Genomic DNA, 15874 nt, shown 5'->3' with positions numbered 1-15874 from the left:
TATTTCCTCACATTAACTTCTCTAGTACCGTGATAATATCCTTGTTTTCAATAATATTATGGACGCGAACAATTTGGCATCCCTTAGTGATAGCATAGGCTGATAAAGCAGCCGTTCCCTTATCACGCTCTAATGCTTTGGTATTTCCTCCCAGTAAAGCGTCTACAACCCGTTTACGTGAAATACCAAATAAAACCGGATAACCCAGCTGACAAACCTTATCTAAGCCTTTTAACAAGTCTATATTTTGTTCAACATTTTTTGCAAAACCAAAACCCGGATCAATCCAGATATTATTTTTGGGAACGCCAGCTTGCAATGCATGATCTGCACGCTCTGTTAGAAAGGCGCAAACATCCGAGACAACATCCTCGTAGACTTCCTCTTTTTGGTTATGCATCAAAATAATAGGAACCTGCCATTTAGCAGCTAATGCAAACATTTTTCCATCATAAAGTCCTGCCCAAACATCATTTAAAATATCAGCACCAGCCTCTAAGGCGGCCTCAGCTGTTTGAGTTTTGTAAGTATCAATACTTACTAAAATATTGAAATTTTCTTTAATAGCTTTAATAATTGGAACAACACGCGCAATCTCTTCTTGGGCAGGCACAAAATCATAGCCTGGCCTAGTAGATTCCCCACCAACATCAATAATGGTCGCCCCCTGATTAATCATCAGTTCCACTTGTGCTAAAGCCTCTTCAATACTTGTATAGGAACCACCATCAGAAAAAGAATCCGGTGTTACATTTAGAATCCCCATAATAGTAGCATTCCCAGCAATTGAAAATTTACCAATTTTCATAACCTAGCTCCTCCTACTTATCTTTAATTAATTCTAAAATATACCTTTGGCTTTCGCGGTCTTCTATAAATGAGCCTCTGGCCATTTTGGTCACCGTCTTACTGCCAGGTTTCTTAATCCCCCGCATCGTCATACACATATGCTCTGCTTCAACTAGTACAAAAACCCCCTTTGGCTGTAGAGCTTCTTCTAAAGCAATTGCAATCTGACTAGTCAAACGTTCTTGTAATTGAGGTTTTTTACTAGCCACCTCGACAGCACGAGCTAATTTACTCAAACCAGTGACACGGCCACCACTAGGGATATAAGCAACATGAGCCTTGCCATAAAAAGGGACCAAATGATGTTCACACATGGAATAAAAAGGAATGTCTTTTACCAATACAAGATCATCATAAGTTTCTTCAGCAAAAACAGTTGTAAATTCATTTTTAGGATCCATCTCCAGTCCCGCAAACATCTCCCGATACATTTTTACAACACGTTTCGGAGTATCTCTTAAGCCTTCACGCTTAGGATCCTCTCCCAGTGCTTCTAATAACTGATAAATGGCTTCTTCTGCTTTTTTGCTATTCATTGCAAAAATCCTCTCTGTCTTCGCCTCTTATGTTTTTTTGAAAAATTGTCTAACTTCTGAAATAAAATATAAGGAACCTGTTATGACATAAAAGTCCTTACTGTCTTTAACCTGCATTTTAGCCAACCAGTCCTTAAAGCTTTTATTTCGCGAAAATTGCAAGGGATAATCATCAAGTTCAAATGCCTTCGGATAATTAAAAGTTGTGACTTCCAAATCCCCTACCTCTTGAAGAAGTTCCAACATCTGCTCAATTGGTTTAGTATTGATAGCAGCAACTAAAATATGAATGTGACGGTCCTTGTAATTTGTTTTTAAGACATCGACCAAGGCCTGAATACTTTCCTTATTATGGGCACCGTCAATCATCACATTAGGGAGCATCAATTCTGTCCGCCCTAACCAGTAGTTCTTCTCTAAGCCCTTACGAATAGCGTCATCGCTAGTGAGAGGAAATTTGTCTTTGAGCAATTGACACGCCTGTATGGCATGCGCAGCATTAGCCACCTGATGCTGCCCCGGCATGGCAAGTGTAATATCTGAAATGTTGCCCTGCTTCGATAAAAATTGGTAACCATTAGCCAGCTTTTGCATGCTATAATCTACTCCGTACTGATAGACTTGGCTACCGCTTGTTTGGCTCTTTTCGAGGAAAACCTGCTTAGCTTCTGCATTATCAATAGCAAAGAGAACCTTTTCTCCACCTTTTATGACACCAGCTTTTTGTTCTGCAATTTGTCCGTAAGTCTCACCCAAAATATCTTGATGATCTAGACCAATAGAGGGACAAATGACTGCAAAAGCTTTAAAGACATTTGTCGAATCATATCGTCCACCAAGGCCTGCTTCAATGATAGCAATATCAACAGGATGCAGTTTACCAAAATAGTAGAACATGATAATTGTGATAATTTCAAATTCCGTAATCGGACCTAAATCTGTTTCAAGAGGAATTCTTTCTGTCAATGGTTTAATCAAGTCACAGCATATGACTAAATCTGTTTTACTAATCATGTGACCATTAACACTGATACGTTCTCGGAAATCCATAATAAAAGGTGAGGTAAAGGTACCCACGTCATAACCAGAAGCAGTCAAAATACGCTGTAAATTATTAACCGTTGAACCTTTACCATTTGTTCCCACAATGTGAATCCCGAAAAGATTATTTTGAGGATTTCCTAATTTTTCCAAGACCCAGAAAATACGCTTCAAACCAGGTCTAATTCCAAATTTTGTTTGTCCGTGTATCCATTCTAGTGCTTCTTCATATAACATAACTTCCTCGCTTAATAAGAGAACTCCCCCCACTTTAATCTATCACCTAGATAGGATGTTAGTTCACTTTTCCCTAAATTTCTCCTACTTAAAAACTTGCAAGCCCTTTTTATCAATCTCTAAGGAAACTAACTCCCCATTTAAAGGCAAGTCCCCAAGATGCTCAAGCAGGGAGCCTACTTTCTCTTTGGGACATAATGTCATAACTGTAGGACCGGCTCCAGAAAGATAGGTTGCATATGCTCCTTCTGCCTTTGCTCTTGCTTTGATAGAATGAAACTCCTTGACTAACTTTTGGCGGTATACCTCATGGAAATGATCATTTTCAATAGCCCGTCCAGCTTTGACCATATCCCCTTTTAAAAGAGCAGCAATAGCCAAATTGGCTACAGATGAAGCAGAGACAGCTTGCTTATAGGACAATTGATTAGGCAGCACATTTCGAGAGTCAGATGTTTTTAATTCATAATGAGGGATAAAAGCTACTAAACCAACTGCTGGAAAAGGAGCTTGAATGTAGTCTAACTGGTTATCAAGTTGTGAAGCAATGACAAATTGTCCAAAAAGGGCTGGTGCAACATTATCTGGATGGCCCTCAAATTGGTTAGCTAATTCAAACTTACGATCCATACTCAATTGCAAATCTGCTAACTGATTCGCTAATTCTATACCTGCTATAATGACTGCCGAAGATGACCCTAGCCCACGTGCCAAAGGAATATCTGAACGCATGATAAGGTGACGAGGTTGGACATTCGGGGCAACTCGAAGAACCGTCTGGACTAATAAATTACGGTCATCATTAGGTAGGCCGTCAAGCGTATGTTCAATAAACCACTCTGTGGCTTCTTCTAGTACTTCTACTTCTAAATATTTAGAAACTGCAATCCCTATAGAATCAAAACCAGGTCCTATATTAGCTGAAGTTGCTGGTACCTTAATTATCATGGTCATCCCCCAATACTTTAAAGACATTCAACAAGTGCCAATCTGATTCTTGGCTAATCTGCTGTTTGATAGCTTCTAGTTGCAGTTGATTCATCAACCGTGTCATGATTACAAGGCGAGCGCGATTATCATCAAGCTCTTGTTCTAAAACTTGTTGGCAAGAGACACCCTGATCACTAAAAACAGAAACAAGACGGAGCAGCTGGCCATTTTGCTTTGGTGTATTGATGATCATGTAGTAACGGCTAATCTGATCAGTTTTTTCCGCTAACTGGACAGGGCGTTGAAAAGCGTTGAAAGGTTTACCAACAGTTCCTTCTTTTAGTCGTTGGGCAATACGAATAATATCTGCCATAACTGAAGTTGCAGTTGGTTTTTGACCAGCACCTGGTCCGTAAAACATTGACTGACCAATTCCAATAGACTCAACAAATACAGCATTCATAACATCATTTACATTAGCTAAGGGATGGGTTTCAGGTATGAAAGTTGGTGAAACATCAGCCCAAACACCGCTAGTTTTTTCTTCCAACCTTCCTACTAACTTAATGACGTAACCTAGTTGTTGAGCGACAGCCACATCTTCAGCTGTAATTGTTGAAATCCCTTGATGGCTAACATCTTTAAAATCCAAAAACATGCCAAAAGCAAACTGACTTAGGATAGCCACTTTATAGGCAGCATCTACACCTTCCACATCATTTGTTGGGTCACTTTCTGCATAACCTAAGGCTTGGGCTTTAGCTAAAGCTTCTTTGTAGGACCATCCATCTTCAACCATTTTGGTCATCATAAAGTTTGAAGTACCATTCAAAACACCCAGCACACCTTGTATTTTATCTGACGTGAAAGAATTAGCTAAAGTTCTTAAGATTGGAATACCCCCAGCAACTGCTGCTTCGTAATAAAAGGCAAGAGCCTTCCTTTCTGCCAGATCCCTCATTTCTTTTCCATGTAGAGCAATCAAATCCTTATTAGCAGTTACCACATGCTTACCAGCTTGCAAAGCTTTTAAAATATACGTTTTAGCAGGCTCAATCCGTCCAATAAGTTCAACAACAATCGAAATTTCACTATCTGACAAAATCTCATCAATAGAAGTGACAAATTGGTATTCATAACCCATTGCATTTAGGCGCGCTTTCTCAGCATCATTTCTAATTAAGATCTTAGAGATTTGGACTTGTTCACCAGCAGCACTTTTTATCTTATCACCATTTTCTTCTAACAGAAATGGTAAGCCACTGGCAACAGTGCCAAAGCCCAATAAAGCAATTTTTAAAGACATTATAAACCTCCTCGTTCTTGTCACTTTTTGAAATGATGTGATTATTAATATTTGGAATATTATACCAAATTCTAGGCTATTTTAATAGATTATGGAAGAAAGTTCTCACAAAAATATTTTGATAGTATTAAATTATTTTTTTAAAATGATATAATGACTATATCTAGATACAGGAGCAAATACTTATGAGACGAAAGAAATCTACAACAAAAAAACTAATAAGTCGTTTACTGGCCTTACTCATCATTGCCACACTAAGTTTATTTGGCCTAACCTATCGCCAAGAGATTAAGAACTTTGCCAAAGGTTTCCTACCAGTCGCAGTTCAAAAAAACAAGGCCAAAACGAGTCAGTCACAAAATACTAGCAAAGAGAAAAAAGCGACAGTTGATAAAGAAAAAACAACTTGGACTAAACAAACAGAGCAAGTTAAGATACCTATCCTCATGTATCATGCCATACATGTTATGGGACCTGAGGAGACTGCAAATGCTAACTTAATTATTGACCCTCACCTTTTTGAGGAACAAATTAAAGCTTTAAAAGAAGCAGGCTACTACTTCCTTAGCCCGCAAGAGGCTTACCGTGCCCTCAGTCAAAATGAATTACCAGCTTCAAAAGTCGTCTGGCTCACTTTTGACGATAGTATGGAAGATTTCTATACAACTGCCTTTCCCATCTTAAAAAAATATCAGGCTAAAGCTACCAATAACGTTATCACTGGTTTTACTGAAAACCAACGACCTGAGAATCTAACACTTGGGCAGATGAGAGAAATGAAACAATTTGGAATGTCATTCCAAGATCACACGGTAAATCATCCTGATCTCTCGTTGTCAGATCCACAGACACAAGAGCATGAAATGAAGGATTCAAAAAGTTTTCTTGACCAAAATTTAAGTCAAGAAACCATAGCAATTGCCTATCCTTCTGGTCGTTATAGTGAGATCACTCTTGATATTGCTAAAAAACTCCATTATAAATTAGGGGTAACCACTAATGAAGGGTTAGCTAGCGCCGCAAATGGTTTACTCTCACTAAACAGAGTACGAATGATGCCTAACACAACTCCCCAAGCCTTATTAACTTATATCAAGACAGACTAAGAATATGTCATTAAAGAAGTGTCCTTGAACCCCCATTTAAAAAATCTCCTCCAATTCTGTTTTGGAGGAGATTTTTAAGACAACAGTCATTTTTTTCTTTTGAGACGCTTAGTCATTTTTTTCGAAATCTTATCTCCTAAATACCCTGACAAGTAACAGGGATGCCCTAATTTTTTAACACCTTATTTATCAAAAAGTAACCGAAATAACCGTTCTAAAAGTACCCGATTAGCCCTAAAATTCTCCCTTGCACCAAGTACATTTGAGGCGAGTATCATTCCATTGATGACGTCAGTCAACATATCGTAAGACTCTTTTTTCTTCAAGACAGTTGGAACAATAGGCATTATCCTTTTCAAATCAACTAAAGATTGTTCTTTCAGAGACTCGAAGAGACTGTCAAGTTCTGGATTTCGTCTTTTCTCAATTAAAAATTCCACATAAAGTGGCATCAACTCATTATCATCTAAGACTTTATCTACTAGCTGCTTGACTATAAAATCAGTTTCACATCCAGCTTGACACTCATCAAAATGTTCTTGAATAATCTTATTTCTGTAGGCTAAACCTTCCAGCATGAGGTCTTTAAAAATGTCTAGTGTATTTTTATAATAATGATAAACTCCACCTTTTGACATAGTTGTACCAGCAATAACATCTTCCATGGTTGTATTTGAAAAACCTTTTGCAATAATTTGTTTTGAAGCAGATGCCATAATTTCCCGTTTTCGTTCTGCCTTACTTAATCGTTTACTTGTGACCATAGCAACCTTCCTTCTGAATGATTTTGTTATCACTGCTATCTATTGTATGTTAATTTGGCCCTATTAACAAGTCTTGAAAGGCGCTAAACATTGTTATTACTAAAATCAGCTAGCTTTTATTTGAGGACGAAAAAACAAAAGTTAGCTATTAGTTATTAGCTCCATCTTTCTAGGCTAACCATAAGATCGGCATCATTATCACCCACAGTTATCCTTTTCTTAATACGTATAGTTCTCTGCCAATTTAGATTTTTTGACCATCTCTTTATAGAGCTGGGAAGTTTGGATTAAGACATCATGCTTTCCGCAATTGTCAACGTGACCTTGATCCACAACAATAATCTGATCTGCTTTTTCAATTGATTTTAGACGATGGGAGACGGTAATAACTGTCTTATTTTTTATCAACTGATTGATGCTTTTTTGGATTTCCATCTCATTTTCCACGTCAATAGAAGCTGACATTTCATCTAAAAGAATAATGGGAGCATTTTTTAGAAAAGCTCTAGCAATTGAAATCCGTTGACGTTCACCACCTGATAACTTCGATCCATTTTCGCCAACAAGTGTCTGGTAACCATTGGGCAATTTCTCAACTATCTTATCTATATTGGCTAATTTAGCTACTGCTAGCACTTCATCGTCTGTTGCTGATTTTCTTCCTACTCTAATATTTTCTAAAATTGAAGTATTAAAGAGTTCAACCTCCTGAAAAACAATAGCAATATTAGCATACAAAGCACCAAGACTTATTTCCTTAATATCCCTACCACCAATGGTAATGCTTCCACCGTCATAATCATATAACCTTGCTATTAATTTCAAGATAGTTGACTTTCCACTCCCCGACGGTCCAACTAAAGCTGTAACTTGACCTTGCTTAGCCTGAAATGACATTCCTTTAATAATCTTATCTTTACCGTAGCCAAATACAATATCATTAAACTGAATATCAAAACAATCAAGCTTGGTCTCTTGCCCCCTTAGCACTGGCTCTGCATATAAATCGCGTATGCGTGAAAAACTATCTCTAAAATAAAGAAAGAGCAAGATGAACTCATTGATACCCGCATACTGACTTGACAGAGTCGTTGCAGCCATAAGATAAGCAAAATAGGATAAGAGTGATAAATGATCTGCTTTGAATTGGCTAACTCCAATAATTGCCGTTAAAACAGGTGCACAAAAAGGTAGAATGCCTATTAAAGAACTGACACAAGCCATAGTAAATTCAGCTTTTATATGAAGTCTCTCGGTATCATTTAGTTTTTCTAAAACATCAGCTTCAATCTTATCTTGTAATGAATAGCTTTTAATTTCTTGTTGTAACTCAAATGCCTCTTGAAATGCGCTTGCATTATCTAATAAGCGTTGATAGTATTTCGAAATCAGAGCCGTCTGCAAATCTTTGGAAAGGAACATAGCAGCTACTGTTAGCCAAATAGGTAAAGTAACACATAGTCCCAAGGTTGGATTTCCTGCTATCAACACTATCGTCATGAGAATAAAAAATCCCAAAAATCCAAGTCCCTGTCCTAAGGAATGAGAAATAACCATCTCAATATTATTAACATCCATCATGACTGTTTGGGACAGCTCGGCTAAATGATGAGTTGAAAAATAAGAGAGTGGTAATTCTTTTAATTTATTAGCAATATTAATTCTTAAATCAATACTTTCTTCGTAGGTGGCATCATATGTTTGGCTATATTCTTTTTCCAAAATCACATACATAACAAGCACAATAAGCACCAAAACTCCTACATAAAAAGTGATTGATTTCAATGTTTTGTTAAGAGCATCTTGTAAAAAAAGAAGTACCAATATTGGAGGAAACATAAAACTCATAAATTTAAACAATGATAAAAAGGCCGCTTTAAAAACATTATCAGCACCTTTTTTTGTCAATGAAAAATAGTCTTGTATTTTTTCTTTCACTTTATAACCTCCAATCATTAGCTTGAGCATACAAATCTTGAAATTGCTTATATTTACCACCTTGTTTAATTAAAGTCTCATGACTTCCGCGTTCAATTAATCTTCCATCTTCAATCACTAAGATTTCATCAACATTTCTAATGCTGGTCAAACGATGAGCAATCATTATAACAGTTTTATTAGCCATTAAGCTTGAAAAAGCTTTTTGAATGGCATATTCATTTTCAGGGTCACTGGCTGCACTCGCTTCATCTAAAATAATAATTGGAGCATCTTTTAAAATAGCTCTTGCAATAGCAATTCTCTGTACTTCACCACCAGATAAATGAACACCCTTAGCACCAATAATTGTCTGCTCTCTTGCTTCAAACTTGTCTAAAATGCTCTCACACATCGCCAGTTTCAAAGCTTTCATCACCTCTTCATCACTACTATCAGGATTTCCTAATTTAACATTTTCAAAAATACTTGTTTTGAAAAGCTTTGCCTGTTGAAATACAAAAGCAATATTTTTTTCAATAACCCGGCTTTTATAGTCTTTAATATCGTGGCCACCTATTTTTAATTGACCCGAGGTAATGGGATAAAATCCAGAAATTAATTTTGCAATTGTTGATTTTCCTGAACCCGAAGAACCAACGAGGGCATATTTATGATTAGCCTTAAGTTTCAAACTAAAATTTTTTAAAATAGGCCTGCCAGTCTCATACTCAAAGCTTACTTCTGAAAATTCAATGTCATTAGTTTCTAAATCCGTCACGTTTCCATAATCGAGCTTATTAGAGTCCATTTCAGTAAATAAAGTTTCTAACTTATCAATAGCATCTTTGGCGACAGAATAATCTTTGCTAAAAAACATCATTTTTATAAAAGCATTATATAGTAAACCTGAAAATGTCATGAAGAAAACAACTAAACTTAAGACCTGGCCCATGGTTTTTGACATTTGGAGCTGAGCAAATGCTATTATGATAATCAGAGCTCCAAAACTCATCATTCCACATTGAAATAAAACATACGGGATTTTAAACATTTGGCATTGTTTATTAATCATAAGGGAATAATTAATAATAGACTTATGTAATTTTTCAAACGATTCAACCATCATATCAAAAATTTTTATAACTTGGATACCACGTACATACTCAACTGTTTCTGAATTAATGTCCTCTAAAGCTCCCATATATTCTTTCATCATGTCAGCATCACTATACATAGATTTGAGACATATTAAGGAGAAACCGATGGCAACAACTACTAGGAGACCAACATAACTGTTAGCCCTAAAAGAAAGGACTACAAGACAGATAGGAAATAAAATAGCATTGATTGAGTCAGGTAAAATGTGTGCAATGATAGTGTGCGTATTAGAAGCATTATCATCAATAATTTTACGAGTTCTCCCTGATGAGTTTAAATCAAAAAAAGAAAAAGAGGCATCTAACAAGTGTTTAAGCCCTACTTTCCTCATATTGCTCTCTAATCTAAAAGCGAAAATATGGCTACATAATAATGATGCTAAGTAAGTCAATAAATATAATATGGTTGCTCCAAATGTTAATAGAGCAAATTTTTGAATGTGCTGCTTATCTGCATTTCCTGTCATCTCTTTTAGGATTTCCCAAAAATAATAATAAGGAATAAAAGAAAGGATAGTTGCTATAGCTGAAAACAGTAGAGAAAAAATCAAATACATTTTCTTCTCATTTGCATAATAAAATAGACGTTTCAAGGTGGCCATACTAATTCTCCTTAAAATGTTTTCTCAAAATGAAATGGCCAAAATAGACGCCCGCAACAGCCAGCAAAAAGACAAGCACTGTTGATATAAGCCCCCATATCCCAGTCGTAAACTTAGTGAGTTCCTCCATCTCTTTTACTGATTGCCCTCTTTGAATCCACTCTTCCTTATACTTTTCTACAAAAAACAATGATGGGATAATTGCTCCCCAAGCTTGCCCGACATGCATCAATCCCGAAGTAATTGCCAGTTTGATAAGACTTGTATTTTTAGAACTTGATGCTAGCAGATCCGCTAGAATAGCCATTGCAACTGAACTTATTAACCATGGAAGATAGCCACCACCTAACAAGGTAAAAATAGCCATAAGTAAGAATGTCATCAGCGTGAACTGCCACATTTTACCAACTTTTTTGGACATGAAATACAACACTGTTCCTGAGAACAAAGCACATATACCTGGACTAATAGCATGACCGAAAGGGCCCAAAGGTGTACTAATGAGCATTGTTGCAAAGTAAATAAGCATATAAAGTGCTGTTAATAAAGCGATTAATAAAAAATCTTTAATCTTCAATTGTTTTGTCATAAAATTGCTCCATTTCATTATAAATTGTATTTAGTCTTCTAATATGTTGAGCTTCTAGGTAAAAATCGTCTGCTATTTGATGTTTAGCAATGTAGATAATACGATCAGCAATCCCTCTGATGAATTCATAATCATGTGAAATGATGATGATGGTTTTTTCTTTTTTTAATAACTGCAACATAGCAATAATCTTTTCCATTGATGCCTTATCAAGCCCACTTGTAGGTTCATCTAAAATAATGACATCGGTTGAACTCACAAAAGCTATCGCAAGCTGTAAACGTTGCTTTTCTCCTCCACTCAATGAATGTGGATGTTTATCCTTTAAATCGTATAAATCCACTAATTGCAACGCCTTTTTATTTTTTTCATTATCGTGACAAGTTATTTCTAATTCTTTCAGACATGAGGAACTAAAGAGTTGAAATTCTGCCTCTTGCATTATATATAAAGGTTGACTCTCCACCTCAACACTTCCTTTACAAGGCTTAAGCAAGCGAGCAATGAGTTTAGCCAAGCTCGTTTTTCCCGCACCATTATTTCCAATAATCACCGCAACCTCATACCGATAAAAACTAAGAGTAACATCTTTTAATATTTGCTTGTAGGAGACTTGATTTATTTTGACGGTTTCAATCATTGTTTGGCTAATCTCACGAGGTGGGTAGACATGACTAAACAAATCAAAATCACGTTTCCCATAATAAGTCTGATAAAAATCTTCCTCAGAAAGGTAGGTTTTTAATGTCCTATCTTCAAGTAACAATACCCTGTCCATCATTCCTTGTAGGTAAAAACATCGATGGTCTGCAATAATAATGAGCTTCTTTTCTTTTTTTAATGCTCCTATTTGCTCTCGCAATCTCATAACGTTACCATAGTCTAAATTAGCAGAGGGTTCATCAAAAATAAGAATGTTAGGATTGATCATCAAAGCTGTTAACAGTGCCAAAAACTGTCGTTCACCAGAAGAAAGAGTCATGACATGACGGTCTAGAAGATCTTCAATCTTAAACTTGTTATTAATTGCTTTCAAACGTCTAACCATATCTTGATGAGACACACCGCAATTTTCCATCTCAAAAACCAATTCTGATGTCGTATTAGTCGTGAAAAACTGGCTTCTGAGGTTCTGAAAAACATTTCCTAGAAGTAAGTTGCGCTCATGAACTTTTAAATGATTTTGCCCATCAATCCATAAATCTCCAATTAATTGCCCTTCAATAACTTCTGGAATAATACCATTAATAATGTTGAGTAAGGTTGATTTACCTGAGCCACTCCTACCTGTTAGAAAAACAATTTGACCTAAATCTAGGTTAACATTGATATTATTCAAGGTACTCCTTTGATTGCCTTCATAGGTGAAGCCCAAATCTTGTACTAGCATAACTTCTTTAGTCATAAAACACCACCTACAATCATTCCATAGCCTAAACAAACTATTATAAAAATGAGAACATCATAGATTGACCATCTTGAAAGAAAATAACTTGTCCTCTTACAAGGTACTGTCAGTCCTTTAGTCAAACTAGCACTGGTTAAGTCATTGCTCAGAGTTAAACAGCGAAACAGTTGAGGAACCAACAAATATTCAAAAGTCCTCACTGGATGTTTGAAAGATAAGTCAACTCCTCTCACTTGCATAGCTTCCTTAATGAGTCGAAATTCTTTTCTAAAAAGCGAAATATACCTCAATGTTACCATTAGGCCTATCAAAAATAGTTTAGACAAGTGCAAGCCTTGAAGAGCTGATAATAATTCAGAAGAATTATACTCTGTACAAAGAAGCCATGCTAACAGAAAACAAGGTATAAATAATAAAGACATTCTAAAAAATGAAGCCAGGATTCCAATGTTAAAATAGATAGATGACAGCATATAAGAGCTATAGAATAATACTAGGAAACCAGTTGCTTTTAAAAGTTTTAAGTAATAACCCGCTAAAAAGATAACCAGTAAACTAACTAATTGTGAAAATATGATCCCTTTGTGGGATGGATACAAACTATTCACAAGCGGCAATAAAGCGTTAATCACAATAATCGTCAAAGCATTAATTTTTTTGGCTGGTATTTGAAACTTACTGTTCGAATCTATTAATAGCACTCTTGTTATCTCCTTTACCGATGGTATCGTCTATAACTTATCTTATTCTTTTTTAAAACAGAAGTCAAGTTGCTTAACAATAAAATTAAGACAACTTAACTAAATTGTTCCAATAAAGATGTCAAAAAGCCCCTAATTTCTATTTATGTTACTAAATAAAAACTCGGGGCTTTACACTTTTATAATTTATCAGTAAAAGACTGGTTATATTTTTTGAACAAACCACTAAATACTAGCGATAACAATGTAACAGATAGTCCAATTATAAAAAAATTATAGGTATTTTTAGGATTCAATATCATTGAAAAAATTCCTGTACCAATTGGCATAAAAAGAATTGCTACCGTAAAGATAATTCCAAATACCCTTCCCAAAAACTCATTATCAACCTCTCTTTGTACAATTGAGAAAAACTGAATATTAAAAATAGAAAGAAATAAACTAAATAGTGCTGGGGACAAAGCTAAAACAATTGTATTGTGACATATAAAATAGAGTGGAGGGGCTAACATTAACATTAATCCTGATAAAGCTAAAACCATCATCAGTCGCTGACTTGACAGTTGTCTATTCACCAAACCACTTAATAAAGCCCCAACAAAGCCACCAACCGCTTCTGCTGTCAGAAAGGTCCCATAAAGTCCAGATGACATATTTTCAAATATCTGACTACTGTAGGGTAACAAGAGATTATAAGCTGCTAGAAAGAAATTGACAAATGCTGATAGACCAATAACGATAAAAATTGTTTTATGGCTATAAATATACTTAAATCCTGTTTTTAAATCATCAAAGATTTCTCTTACTGTCATCTTCTCTTTGGATATCACTTCTTCGTTAATAGGGACAATAAAGTGGACCAACAAGGCAGCAAGTAGAAAAGATAGCCCATCCAGCACTAGTGCTCCGTGTATTCCAAGTCTATTATATAAGAAAATCGCTACCATTGGAATCGTTACTTTGATAACATTACTGCTTGTTTCCAAAAATGAATTCAATTGAGAAATAGTTTCCTGTCTTACAATTTCTTTAGTAAATGCTTTATATGATGGCCCAGAAAAAGCGCTCATCAAGGCCAATATAACATTGGTTCCTACAATTGCATAGACTAACCATAATGCTTGAGATATGAAGGAGAGAGCTAGACAAGCAAATCCGCAGAAGATATTGGTCCCCATAATAATTTTTTTTCGTTTAAAGTTGTCAGCGATTACACCACCAAATAAATTAAATAAAACGCCAATAATACTTTCTAAGGACTGGTAAATTGCAACTAAGGATAGAGAAGTTGGATTAAGACCAGCAAGAAATGTATGATTAGCAAAATTAAACATGATATTGCCTACTTGAGATATGCCTTTACTACTTATTAAATAACGAAAATTGATCTTCTCATCTGTTTTCATTGTATATTCCTTATCTTATATTTAGTGCAGTTAGCTACTGCCAAAGCTCCAGTGATTCACTTAGATTTAGCCACTGTGGGTAGACTCACTTCTCTTTAATCCAATTTCTCTTTAGTAAGGCTATTGAAATCCACTAGCCATTTGACATATCATCCTTTCATCAGTCTTTGTGAAAAGCATCGCGAGTATAGACTTTTTTTCTATATTTTTTTACCTGATCGTCCATTCTGTTAGCTACAATAAGATCTGAGCTAGTCGTAAATTTAGTAAAATCATTGATGACTGGACATCCCAAAATTGTCTGTTCTCTGATTAAAGGCTCAAATATGATAACCTCTCTTCCATTATTTTTTAATATGTCAATGATATTGATTATTGCAGAATCTCTATAATTATCTGAATCTGTTTTAGAATTAATTCTATAAATCCCAATAGTTGTCACATTTCTACTTAAAATCATTTTTGCTATGTGCACTTTTCGTGATAAATTTGAATTATTTATATTTGTCATCAGTGGGGCTGAAATATTTTTAAAATGAGATTCTAGTTGCTTAGAATCTTTGGGAAGGCAATATCCTCCAAATCCAAAGGAAGGATTATTGTGTGCGTTTCCTATCCTTGAATCGTAGCACAGCCCTTCAATAATTTTTTTAGAATTTAAATGATGTAATTCAGCAAATGTATCTAATTCATTAAAAAATGCAATTTTTTGAGCTAAGTAGGCATTCGAAAAAAGTTTTATGGCTTCTGCTTCAGAAGACCTTGTCAATAAGTAGGGTGGTTTTTTAGTAACTGCTACTTTTCTTAATAAATTTAAAAATAATTCAGAATGTTTAGATTCATTGCTAACAATAATTCTAGATGGATATAAATTATCGTGAACAGTGAGACCTTCACGAAGAAACTCCGGAGAGAAGATAATAGAGTGGTAAAAATATTTCTTTCTTAAATATTCCGTAAAGCCAATAGGAACAGTTGACTTAATAATAATTGTTGCTTCCCTATTAAAGGTTAAAATATCTTTAATAACTGCATCGATCGCAGAAGTATTTAAAGCATGATCTTCTAAATTAGTTGGTAATGCTAATATAATAAAAGTAGCTCCCTTATAAGCTAATTCTTTAGACGTAGTAGCCCTTATATTTTTGGCTCTCCGTAATAATTCTTTAATTGCAGCCTCTTCTAAAAAAGACTGTCTCTTATTGATCAACTCAATCTTCTTACTATCACTATCGAATAAGGTCACATCATTTTCTTTTGACAGTAATAATCCTAAGGATAAACCAACATATCCAACACCTACAACTGTAATCTTCATACTA

General features: G+C 35.3%; 14 protein-coding genes. 1 reads left to right on the top strand and 13 read right to left on the bottom strand.

Annotated features, from left to right (window positions below; all coding sequences use genetic code 11):
• Nucleotides 1–7: 7 nt before the first annotated feature.
• From folP to STRPS_RS08425, 5 genes are all read right to left on the bottom strand, one after another.
• Nucleotides 8–808 carry a dihydropteroate synthase gene (folP, locus tag STRPS_RS08445; RefSeq protein WP_007891290.1) on the bottom strand — a complete coding sequence of 267 codons (801 nt, stop codon included), beginning with the start codon at nt 806–808 and terminating at the stop codon, nt 8–10.
• Nucleotides 809–821: 13 nt separating this feature from the next.
• The gene (gene folE / locus STRPS_RS08440; protein WP_007891423.1) at nt 822–1385 is read right to left on the bottom strand and encodes a GTP cyclohydrolase I FolE; all 564 of its coding nucleotides are present in this window, start codon (nt 1383–1385) and stop codon (nt 822–824) included.
• Nucleotides 1386–1412: 27 nt separating this feature from the next.
• The gene (locus STRPS_RS08435; RefSeq protein ID WP_037598945.1) at nt 1413–2663 is read right to left on the bottom strand and encodes a bifunctional folylpolyglutamate synthase/dihydrofolate synthase; all 1251 of its coding nucleotides are present in this window, start codon (nt 2661–2663) and stop codon (nt 1413–1415) included.
• Between the two features lie 84 nt (nt 2664–2747).
• Nucleotides 2748–3611: a homoserine kinase gene (gene thrB, locus STRPS_RS08430; RefSeq protein WP_007891362.1), complete on the bottom strand. Its 864-nt coding sequence runs from the start codon at nt 3609–3611 to the stop codon at nt 2748–2750.
• A complete protein-coding gene (locus STRPS_RS08425) occupies nt 3601–4899 on the bottom strand; it encodes a homoserine dehydrogenase (RefSeq protein WP_007891518.1) in 1299 nt (432 codons plus the stop codon). Before STRPS_RS08425 ends, thrB begins: the two co-directional genes overlap by 11 nt.
• A 185-nt stretch (nt 4900–5084) precedes the next feature.
• On the opposite strand from STRPS_RS08425, the gene STRPS_RS08420 reads away from it, so the two are divergent.
• Nucleotides 5085–6005: a polysaccharide deacetylase family protein gene (locus STRPS_RS08420; RefSeq protein ID WP_007891338.1), complete on the top strand. Its 921-nt coding sequence runs from the start codon at nt 5085–5087 to the stop codon at nt 6003–6005.
• Nucleotides 6006–6187: 182 nt separating this feature from the next.
• Here STRPS_RS08420 and STRPS_RS08415 read toward each other — a convergent pair whose 3' ends face one another.
• The 8 genes from STRPS_RS08415 to STRPS_RS08380 form a co-directional block, all read right to left on the bottom strand.
• Nucleotides 6188–6769 (bottom strand): TetR/AcrR family transcriptional regulator, encoded by a 582-nt coding sequence (locus STRPS_RS08415; RefSeq protein WP_007891153.1) that lies wholly within the window; start codon nt 6767–6769, stop codon nt 6188–6190.
• A 219-nt stretch (nt 6770–6988) separates the two neighbouring features.
• Nucleotides 6989–8707 carry an ABC transporter ATP-binding protein gene (locus tag STRPS_RS08410; RefSeq protein ID WP_007891311.1) on the bottom strand — a complete coding sequence of 573 codons (1719 nt, stop codon included), beginning with the start codon at nt 8705–8707 and terminating at the stop codon, nt 6989–6991.
• 1 nt (nt 8708) lies between these two features.
• Nucleotides 8709–10448, bottom strand: a complete 1740-nt coding sequence (locus tag STRPS_RS08405) for an ABC transporter ATP-binding protein (protein ID WP_007891409.1) — start codon at nt 10446–10448, stop codon at nt 8709–8711.
• Between the two features lies 1 nt (nt 10449).
• Complete coding sequence (locus STRPS_RS08400) at nt 10450–11037, bottom strand: MptD family putative ECF transporter S component (protein ID WP_081448476.1); 588 nt, start codon at nt 11035–11037, stop codon at nt 10450–10452.
• Entirely contained in the window at nt 11015–12442 is a 1428-nt protein-coding gene (locus tag STRPS_RS08395; protein WP_007891244.1) for an ABC transporter ATP-binding protein, read from the bottom strand. Before STRPS_RS08395 ends, STRPS_RS08400 begins: the two co-directional genes overlap by 23 nt.
• Complete coding sequence (locus tag STRPS_RS08390) at nt 12439–13146, bottom strand: energy-coupling factor transporter transmembrane component T family protein (protein ID WP_007891348.1); 708 nt, start codon at nt 13144–13146, stop codon at nt 12439–12441. Before STRPS_RS08390 ends, STRPS_RS08395 begins: the two co-directional genes overlap by 4 nt.
• A 179-nt stretch (nt 13147–13325) precedes the next feature.
• On the bottom strand, nt 13326–14552 hold the full coding sequence (locus STRPS_RS08385; protein ID WP_007891336.1) for an MFS transporter: 1227 nt from the start codon (nt 14550–14552) through the stop codon (nt 13326–13328).
• A gap of 160 nt (nt 14553–14712) precedes the next feature.
• On the bottom strand, nt 14713–15870 hold the full coding sequence (locus STRPS_RS08380) for a nucleotide sugar dehydrogenase (RefSeq protein WP_007891202.1): 1158 nt from the start codon (nt 15868–15870) through the stop codon (nt 14713–14715).
• Between the last annotated feature and the right edge of the window lie 4 nt (nt 15871–15874).

This window comes from Streptococcus pseudoporcinus LQ 940-04 (assembly GCF_000188035.1).
Classification (GTDB): Bacteria; Bacillota; Bacilli; order Lactobacillales; family Streptococcaceae; genus Streptococcus; species Streptococcus pseudoporcinus.
Note: the sequence above shows the minus strand (reverse complement) of the source record. Positions and strands in the feature narration are given on the sequence as shown.

Coding starts and splice junctions, on each gene's coding strand:
- STRPS_RS08415 (WP_007891153.1), bottom strand. CDS start 6,769: ATGGTCACAAGTAAACGATTAAGTAAGGCAGAACGAAAACGGGAAATT.
- STRPS_RS08420 (WP_007891338.1), top strand. CDS start 5,085: ATGAGACGAAAGAAATCTACAACAAAAAAACTAATAAGTCGTTTACTG.
- folP (WP_007891290.1), bottom strand. CDS start 808: ATGAAAATTGGTAAATTTTCAATTGCTGGGAATGCTACTATTATGGGG.
- STRPS_RS08385 (WP_007891336.1), bottom strand. CDS start 14,552: ATGAAAACAGATGAGAAGATCAATTTTCGTTATTTAATAAGTAGTAAA.
- thrB (WP_007891362.1), bottom strand. CDS start 3,611: ATGATAATTAAGGTACCAGCAACTTCAGCTAATATAGGACCTGGTTTT.
- STRPS_RS08425 (WP_007891518.1), bottom strand. CDS start 4,899: ATGTCTTTAAAAATTGCTTTATTGGGCTTTGGCACTGTTGCCAGTGGC.
- STRPS_RS08395 (WP_007891244.1), bottom strand. CDS start 12,442: ATGACTAAAGAAGTTATGCTAGTACAAGATTTGGGCTTCACCTATGAA.
- STRPS_RS08380 (WP_007891202.1), bottom strand. CDS start 15,870: ATGAAGATTACAGTTGTAGGTGTTGGATATGTTGGTTTATCCTTAGGA.
- STRPS_RS08405 (WP_007891409.1), bottom strand. CDS start 10,448: ATGGCCACCTTGAAACGTCTATTTTATTATGCAAATGAGAAGAAAATG.
- STRPS_RS08400 (WP_081448476.1), bottom strand. CDS start 11,037: ATGACAAAACAATTGAAGATTAAAGATTTTTTATTAATCGCTTTATTA.
- STRPS_RS08435 (WP_037598945.1), bottom strand. CDS start 2,663: ATGTTATATGAAGAAGCACTAGAATGGATACACGGACAAACAAAATTT.
- folE (WP_007891423.1), bottom strand. CDS start 1,385: ATGAATAGCAAAAAAGCAGAAGAAGCCATTTATCAGTTATTAGAAGCA.